Below are 7,074 nucleotides of genomic sequence, written 5' to 3' on the forward strand. Positions count from 1 at the left end.
TCATGATCGAATACCACATGGATGCCACATCCCCACGTGATCATGATCCGCGATCACCCGTTCGGGGGACTGGACTGCGTTCTACATGCACGTAGAGTGGCGTTCGCGAGAGGGGCAGGCACGTCTCCCCACGCGCCTGAGACGCGCCTCTCGGCTACCTGCACGGCGCCCGGCGGGGAGGCCGGCCCGAGCAGGGAGGCCCCCACCGGCTATATCGGTGGGGGCCTCCCTGCGTTCAACGTAGACCGCCCCGGGAGCGTTCAGCCCCCGGGGCGGGGCGTCTTGACCGAGTCTTGGCGCCTAACGGCCAGGAAGCGGAGACGCGTACGCCCCACCGGCCGCTCCCGATCGCGCCACCCACCACACGGCGCGAGCCTGCAAGCTCCCAAAATATGCCCAGCCAGGCACAGACAACAGCCCATGATCGATATTCCGTTGGCGGGTGCTGCGTTCGACGAGGGTGCCGATCGCCGAGCCGCTGTTCCTGCCGATGATGAGGTCGCCTCCCAGTGGCCGGGCACGGCCCGGTCGTCCGCCTCGGCCGGACGGTCGCTGATCATCACCATGGGATTGGTGAAGCGTGGCTGTCGGCAGTTGGCCCGGCGATGGGGCTTGCGGCGGGCGCGTCCGGTGCGCAGGGCGCCGGCCAGCTCCCGGCGCAGTGCTCCGCGTCCTTGCACGTAGAGCGCCTGGTAGACGGTTTCGTGGACCACGTGCATCTCCGGCCGGTCGGGGAACTGTCTGCGCAGAGCGTGACAGATCTGTTCCGGGCTCCACCGCTCGTCAAGACCTGCCTGGACGGCGGCCCACAGCTCGGGGTCCTGGCTGATCTTCCGGGGCTTGGGGCGGGGACGGCGGTCATCCGCGCGGGCCTGGGCGGCGAAGGGACGGTACTGGCCGTTGACGGGATGCCGGTTGCGGCGGATCTCCCGGCTGACGGTGGAGGGACTGCGGCCCAGTTCGGCGGCGATCGCCCGGATCGTCGCCTTTTCCAGGAGCCGGTCGGCGATGTAGATCCGGTCGGCTTCCCGCAGGTACCGGGACACACCAGAAGGCGGCAGAACCGGTCTGGCCGGTGGCGCCGCCTTCTGCCGGCCGGAGGGGTTCCGGCCGTTGCGCCATCGCTTTCCCGTGCGGAGGTTGATGCCGACGACCCTGGCCGCCTCCGTGTAACTCACGCCTTGCTGCACGAGCCGGAAGTATTCCTCCCGCTCACGGGTCAACTTCCTACGCCCCTGAGCCACCGACCGGGTCTGGCGGATCTCGAACATCGCACCCCTTGAACTGGGGTGTTGCGACGATCGCTAGAACCCAAGCTTGGTCCGGGGCCTTTTGGCAGTTCGGTTTCAAGCGGCGTGCGGGGTGAAGGTGACACGGGAGTCGCCCTCGTCGATGGCCAGGTTCAGGGTGCCATCCAGGGCCTTGGCCAAGCGACGCAGCAGCGGAAGCGTCGGCACGGTGTCGCCGCCCTCCATCCGAGACACCTGAGGCTGCGTCATCCCAGCCCGCTCGGCCAGCTCGGCCTGGGACAGGCCGAGCTCGATCCGACGGTCGTAGACCGCCTGCCCGAGGTCGCCAGCCAGCCGCGCGTCGACGTACTCCTGGTCGTACTCCACCGCCTCACCCGCAAGCTGCCGGGCCCGGCGCGTCCTCCACGTGCTGTGATTCATCAGCTCTCCTTGCGCCGCTCGTAGGTGTACTGGGCATGACCATGCTCGGCCTCGCAGACCTTCTGGGCCTGGTGCGCACGCTCGACTTCCGCCGCCTCACGCATCCGCGTCTTGCGGAACACCGTCAGCAGAACGATCCGCTGCCCGGGAGCGAGCCAGTACGGGATGCGCACGGCCTCGCCGTCCAGCTCGAAGCGCAGCTCACGCAGCTTGCCGCCCAGGTGCCGCGAGTACGGCTCACCGAGCGTCGTCGGCTCGTCCAGCAGACGGTCCGTCTTGTCCTCCACCCGCCGGTAGAGGCGAAACGAAAGCAGCTCCAGCCAATCCCGCACCTCGGGTTCGATCTCGATCTCCCACCGCTCCGTCATGCAATCAACGGTATATACCTCCAATTGCATAGCGCAAGCCTCCACGGCCCTCCGCGACCTGCGACAAGAGGCCTCCCTGCAGTCGGCCCGGAACGGATTCAGCACACATGAGGCCGGGAAGCCTCGCGAACACATGAGAACTACGGAGGGGTGTTTTCCCAGGTCAGGCACCCTGAGACCGCTGTTTCCGCAGGCCACAGCCCCGCCTAGGGAAAACTCCTAAAGCGGGTGTCGCAGGTTCGAATCCTGCCGGGGGCACAGCCAGAAGGGCCGGCTCAGGAGGGGTTTCCTCCCGGGCTGGCCCTTCGTCGTGTTCGGGGTCGTGCCACACGCGTGCCACTACGCGCTACCAGGTCTGGGGCACCATCCCTCAGGGCGTGTCCGACGGACCGCGTGGCACACCACCGCCCATCGACGTCCCCCGGACGAAGCCCTGGTGGCCCTCGCCCCCGGCCCGACCCATCCGCTGCCGAACAATACGGTCCACTCCCCCGCACCATCAGGTATCCCCTACGGGCCCCGAGGGGGTTTCCCCCTTTGCGGTCCGGGGAGGTCGCTCCATGTCCCAGCGGAGCGGCCGACGGGCATGATCCATCCATGACTTTACGGCGAAGAAGTATCCGGATTCTGGCTGGTGCGGCGGCCCTCGGCAGTGTGTCCGCCCTGGTGGCTCCGGTCTCGGCGGCGGCCGGCTCCCACAGCGAGCGGGCACAAGGCGGGGCCGTCGTCTCCGTTGAACAAGCGGCCGATCTCACAGCGGAGGAAGTGGCCGGGGAACTCCGGGAAAAGATCGACTCCTCCCAGGTTCGCTACGGCGTGACCGCCTATCGGGTCACCTACCGCACCACCGACAGCACGGGCGCCCCCACGACGGCGAGCCAGCTCGTCGTCCTGCCCAAGAACGGGGCGCGCCACCTGTCCACCGTCTCCTGGCTGCACGGCACCACCGTCTACCGCAAGGACGTCGCCTCGGAGAATCCGAAGTCGAACGACCGGCTCGTCGCCCTGCTGTTCGCTTCGACCGGGCGGGCCGTTTCGGCACCCGACTACGTGGGCCTCGGCTCGGGCGAAGGCTTCCACCCCTACGGTGACCCTCGGGCCACCGTCGCGGCCTCGGTGGACGGCCTGCGCGCAGCTCGGACCTTCGCCCACCGGAGCGGCCGGGAGCTGAAGCGGAAGGTCCAGGTCAGCGGGTTCTCGCAGGGCGGCCCCGCGACCATGCTGGTAGGCCGGGCGCTTCAGCAGGAGGGCGCCGACCGCTACTTCCGGCTGGGGGCACTCGCCCCGGTCAGCGGCCCCTACAACCTCTCGGCCTTCGAGGCCGCCGCAGCCGACGACAAGATCGACAAATCCGGCATCTACCTCGCCTACTTCGTCACCGCCTGGAACAAGATGTACGGCCTCTACACGTCACCCGGCGACGTCTTCCGCTCCCCCTACGACAGCGAGGTGGAGGGTCTCTTCGACGGCCATCACACCCCCGATGAGATCGTCGGCAAACTCCCGGCGTTCGCCAAGGACCTGTTCACCGAGGACTTCCTGAACAGGATCCGCAAGCCCGACGGCGTCCTGAAGGACAAACTGCGCCCGATGGACAACACCTGCGACTGGCGGCCGAACGTACCAGTGGAGATCTTCCACGGCCGGGGCGACAAGGACGTCGACATCAGTCACGCGACCTACTGTGCCGACCAGTTGACGAGGAACGGCGCCGCACACCGGCTGACCGACGTCGGCGAATATGACCACAACGGATCGGTGCGGCAAGCCCTGCCCCGGATCGTCAGGTTCTTCGACGAGTCGGCGAAGAACGGCTGAAGCGCGCCACCGGCAACGGCCGGTCGAGCGAAGGGTGCACTCGACCGTGCCGTTCGTCGCCTGTCGGACATGTCCTAGTCCGGAGGCACCTCATCCTCACTCTCGCGAATCATGGCACCAAGACGATCAGCGATGGCCCGGTCCCGGTCGCTGGTCATGTGCTGGTAGATCAACGCGGCCCGGGAGCTGCTGTGACCCATCCTCGTCATCAGCTCTCGCGTGCTGGCCCCGGCCGTCGAGGCCAGCGTGTTGCCCGTGTGCCGAAGGTCGTGGAAGTGCAGCTCCGCCGTGACGCCCGCGGTCTTCCGGGCCTTGACCCAGTCGTCGCGGAAGTTGCTCCGCCGCAACTGCCCGCCCTGCGGCCCGACAAAGACGTGTCCGTCACGGCCGGGAGCGGCGAAGTACTCCAGGTGGTGCGCGACCGCGTCGAGCAGTTCGGCCGGGAAGGAGACGGAGCGCACCCCGGCCGCGGACCTCGGCGCCTTGTCGAAGAGCCGACCGTCCTGCAACTCGGCCTGAGCGCGGCGCACGGTGACGGTCAGCCCCTCCAGGTCGATGTCCCGGCGCCGCAGGGCCGCCAGCTCCCCGAACCGCAGGGTGGTAAAGGCCGCCAGGAGCACAAGGAGCCGGTAGCGCTGCGCGATGGAGTCGGCGACGGCGAAGACCTCCGCCACCGTGAGAACCGGCCGCTCGGGCACGTCGTAGCAGTCCGCGCCCTTGATGCGGCACGGGTTTCGTCGGATCAGCTCGTCGTCCACGGCCGTGTTCATCAGGGCGCGAAGCAGTTGGTACGCCTTGACCACCGTCGGCTCACCGACGCCGGCCGCGAGGAGCTTGCCGCGCCAGCTTCGCACCCGGGCCGTCGTCACGTCGGCCACGCTCCCGGTTCCGAAGGTGGGCAGGATGTGCAGCCGTATCACCGATTCGTTCCGCTCACGGGTGCGGGCGGCGAGCTTCCGGTCCCGCAGCCAGGCGGTGGCGTACTCCTCGAAGTTCACCGCCCCGGCGTCCGGGTTCGACCACTGCCCTCGCACGATGTCCGACTCGATGTGCGTGAGGGCGACTTGGGCATCGGTCTTGGTCTCGTACGTCTTCTCCGCCGGACGCAGCTGCCCCGTCTCCGGGTCCCGATAGCGGACCTGCCAGCGGCCGGACGGAAGCTGCCGAACCGAGCCGAAGTTCCGCCGCTTCCCTCTCTTGTTGGCCATCAGGCGGCCCTCCGCAGGGAGCAACGGCGGTCACCGATCGGCTGCACCGTGTTGGCGTCGATGAAGGCGCTCAGCGCGCTCTCCGGGATGCGGACGTGTCGGCCGACCTTGACGAACACGATGCGTCGCTCGGCGATCAGGCGGCGCGGAAAGCGTTCCGTGGCGCCGAGGAGTTCGGCCACCTGCGCCACGGCCGGGCCTGCGCTCCTGTCTCCGCCCCGCTCCAGCCCGGCCGGCGCCCGTGCCGCGCGGACAGCAAACAGCCGCCGGAGGCCAAAGAAGAGGTACCTCGCGACCGAGGGCAGTCGGCTCTATGGCGTCACGTCGTCACGTCGTCACGTCGTCACGTCGTCACGTCGTCACGTCGTCACGTCGTCACGTCGTCACGTCGTCAACAGTGATGTTCAGACGGGGTACAGCTCCTTGCCCGGTGGCATTTCTCGCCAACTCCATCCCCGGTCCGTCAGCTTTAGGACGAGCCAGCGTGTCGTACTCTGACTCAGGACCCGCAATAGCCGCACCTTCCCCTTCACTCCAAGCAGGCGAAATGTTGACCGGAATCCAAGTGTCCTCATTTCCCGCCGTGACATTCATTTCGAGCCCGAAGGTGCAGTCGAGTTCAGAGACGAAATACATATCAAAGGTTCGCGCGTCGCCCTGTTCCAGGGTGACCGCTTTAGAGGAAAATCGGTGACGAAAAAGTACCTCCATTTCCGTTCGTTGTGCAACCACTCCGAGTTTCGGGTACCCAGGCTCAATAATCCGGGCCCTGGTTTCGCCATACTGGCTGACCTGGAAGCCAAGAACATCTCGCTTGACGTCCTCCCCAGGGCCACCCACAGCGGGCGGATGGACTAGAGTGCCATGCATTTTCCTCTTAATATCATCGATCGCGTTCGCGACCCCATCAGGGCAGTTTCTATCCCTGAGACGAAAGTCTTGGATGATCGTGGTCTCATCTTTGAGAGCCTTCACTGTGAACCGCACGGAGTAAAGACCGATCGGCCGCGCCCCCCTGTCTTTTAGCCAGCTATTGAATTTCTCATCCCACGTGGTTACGTTCTCCACGGGGGAAATATCGTAGGTGCGGTCCGGGAAAGCAAAATTTGATGGGACGGAGGGCGACTCACCGGGAGTGACGGAGACCAGAGGGCCAGAAGCGATCTTCCGCTTTTCTTGATCTTCTCTCTCGTCGCGCTCTTTTCCTGCCTGGTCGGCATTAGCACTAGTCTCCGCCGAGTTCCCCTGCCACCAGGTTTGATATACCGCTATGGAACCGAAAAGTAAAGTTGGGATTAGGGCAGCGATGATGGTCGAGTTCCGGTACCACGGAGGAGAGGATGGCGTCGGCGGCGGCTCAAGCGTCGGCGGCGGCCCGGGTGTGTCCGGTGAAGGCGGTACCGATGGAGGCGGTTGGTTACTCATATGTCCCCCGACGAGATACGGATCGTGAGGCATCGTTCTAGCAGTGACTAAACCACTGGACAAGTTGACCATGTTGGAGGCAAAGGCTTTGAACCAGCCTCACGCCCGCTCCAACTAACGAGGGTCTTCTTGCGTTTTCGCAGGCAAACCCAGTAGACAGCTGCCTCACAAAGTTGGCTGAATCTCGTCGTCACGGGACGGCCGTTGAAATTGACTGTGGTTGACGATATCCCCGGTAGCGTGGCTGAGGTCGGCGGGGGTACAGCGAGGCACACGCGTGCGTGGTCGGTCAGCGCACCCGCCATCGTGGCTGACTGTCGTCGGCTGAGGTTCGTGCCACTGCCGTGCCAGATGCAGGGGGCAGCCACGGACAACGGGGGCCCCTCGTGGTCGAGTCCTCGACAGCCTGCCCAGGTATCGAAGCTGCAGGTCAGCGCCCTCGTTTCCCAGCCTCTCTCCTAAGAAGTAGTCTCATTTGGAGAGTCTGCGGTAGCAGATGAGGCTGCAGGCGATGGCGGTGAAGGCCAGGAAGTGCTCGGCCTTGCGTTCGTAGCGGCGGTGCAAACGGCGGCAGCCGCCCAGCCA

The 7,074-nt window shown here is 66.1% G+C and carries 6 protein-coding genes and 2 pseudogenes; 1 reads left to right on the top strand and 7 read right to left on the bottom strand.

The annotated features are described in order from the left end of the window. Positions 1-438: 438 nt before the first annotated feature. The 3 genes and pseudogenes from ORI94_RS24675 to ORI94_RS24685 all read right to left on the bottom strand — a co-directional run. Positions 439-1,271: pseudogene (locus tag ORI94_RS24675) on the bottom strand (IS30 family transposase); the annotation flags it as partial. Between the two features lie 75 nt (positions 1,272-1,346). Further along, positions 1,347-1,670 (bottom strand): helix-turn-helix domain-containing protein, encoded by a 324-nt coding sequence (locus tag ORI94_RS24680; RefSeq protein WP_055593799.1) that lies wholly within the window; start codon positions 1,668-1,670, stop codon positions 1,347-1,349. Then, positions 1,670-2,038 carry a type II toxin-antitoxin system RelE/ParE family toxin gene (locus tag ORI94_RS24685; RefSeq protein WP_266079422.1) on the bottom strand — a complete coding sequence of 123 codons (369 nt, stop codon included), beginning with the start codon at positions 2,036-2,038 and terminating at the stop codon, positions 1,670-1,672. Before ORI94_RS24685 ends, ORI94_RS24680 begins: the two co-directional genes overlap by 1 nt. Positions 2,039-2,635: 597 nt before the next feature. Here ORI94_RS24685 and ORI94_RS24690 point away from each other — a divergent pair. Further along, complete coding sequence (locus tag ORI94_RS24690) at positions 2,636-3,856, top strand: lipase family protein (RefSeq protein WP_266079424.1); 1,221 nt, start codon at positions 2,636-2,638, stop codon at positions 3,854-3,856. Between the two features lie 74 nt (positions 3,857-3,930). On the opposite strand, the gene ORI94_RS24695 is transcribed toward ORI94_RS24690, so the two are convergent. The 4 genes and pseudogenes from ORI94_RS24695 to ORI94_RS24710 form a co-directional block, all read right to left on the bottom strand. Further along, on the bottom strand, positions 3,931-5,064 hold the full coding sequence (locus ORI94_RS24695; protein WP_266079426.1) for a tyrosine-type recombinase/integrase: 1,134 nt from the start codon (positions 5,062-5,064) through the stop codon (positions 3,931-3,933). Next, on the bottom strand, positions 5,064-5,255 hold the full coding sequence (locus ORI94_RS24700) for an excisionase family DNA-binding protein (RefSeq protein ID WP_266079428.1): 192 nt from the start codon (positions 5,253-5,255) through the stop codon (positions 5,064-5,066). Before ORI94_RS24700 ends, ORI94_RS24695 begins: the two co-directional genes overlap by 1 nt. Positions 5,256-5,439: 184 nt before the next feature. After that, the gene (locus ORI94_RS24705; protein WP_266079431.1) at positions 5,440-6,132 is read right to left on the bottom strand and encodes a hypothetical protein; all 693 of its coding nucleotides are present in this window, start codon (positions 6,130-6,132) and stop codon (positions 5,440-5,442) included. 828 nt (positions 6,133-6,960) lie between these two features. After that, positions 6,961-7,074, bottom strand: a pseudogene (locus tag ORI94_RS24710) (IS5/IS1182 family transposase); the annotation flags it as partial.

It is taken from the genome of Streptomyces sp. NEAU-W12 (genome assembly GCF_026242095.1).
Classification (GTDB): domain Bacteria; phylum Actinomycetota; class Actinomycetes; order Streptomycetales; family Streptomycetaceae; genus Streptomyces.

What these genes read in the sequence shown, in the direction of transcription:
- ORI94_RS24680 (WP_055593799.1), bottom strand. Translation starts at nt 1,670, where the DNA reads ATGAATCACAGCACGTGGAGGACGCGCCGGGCCCGGCAGCTTGCGGGT.
- ORI94_RS24685 (WP_266079422.1), bottom strand. Translation starts at nt 2,038, where the DNA reads ATGACGGAGCGGTGGGAGATCGAGATCGAACCCGAGGTGCGGGATTGG.
- ORI94_RS24690 (WP_266079424.1), top strand. Translation starts at nt 2,636, where the DNA reads ATGACTTTACGGCGAAGAAGTATCCGGATTCTGGCTGGTGCGGCGGCC.
- ORI94_RS24695 (WP_266079426.1), bottom strand. Translation starts at nt 5,064, where the DNA reads ATGGCCAACAAGAGAGGGAAGCGGCGGAACTTCGGCTCGGTTCGGCAG.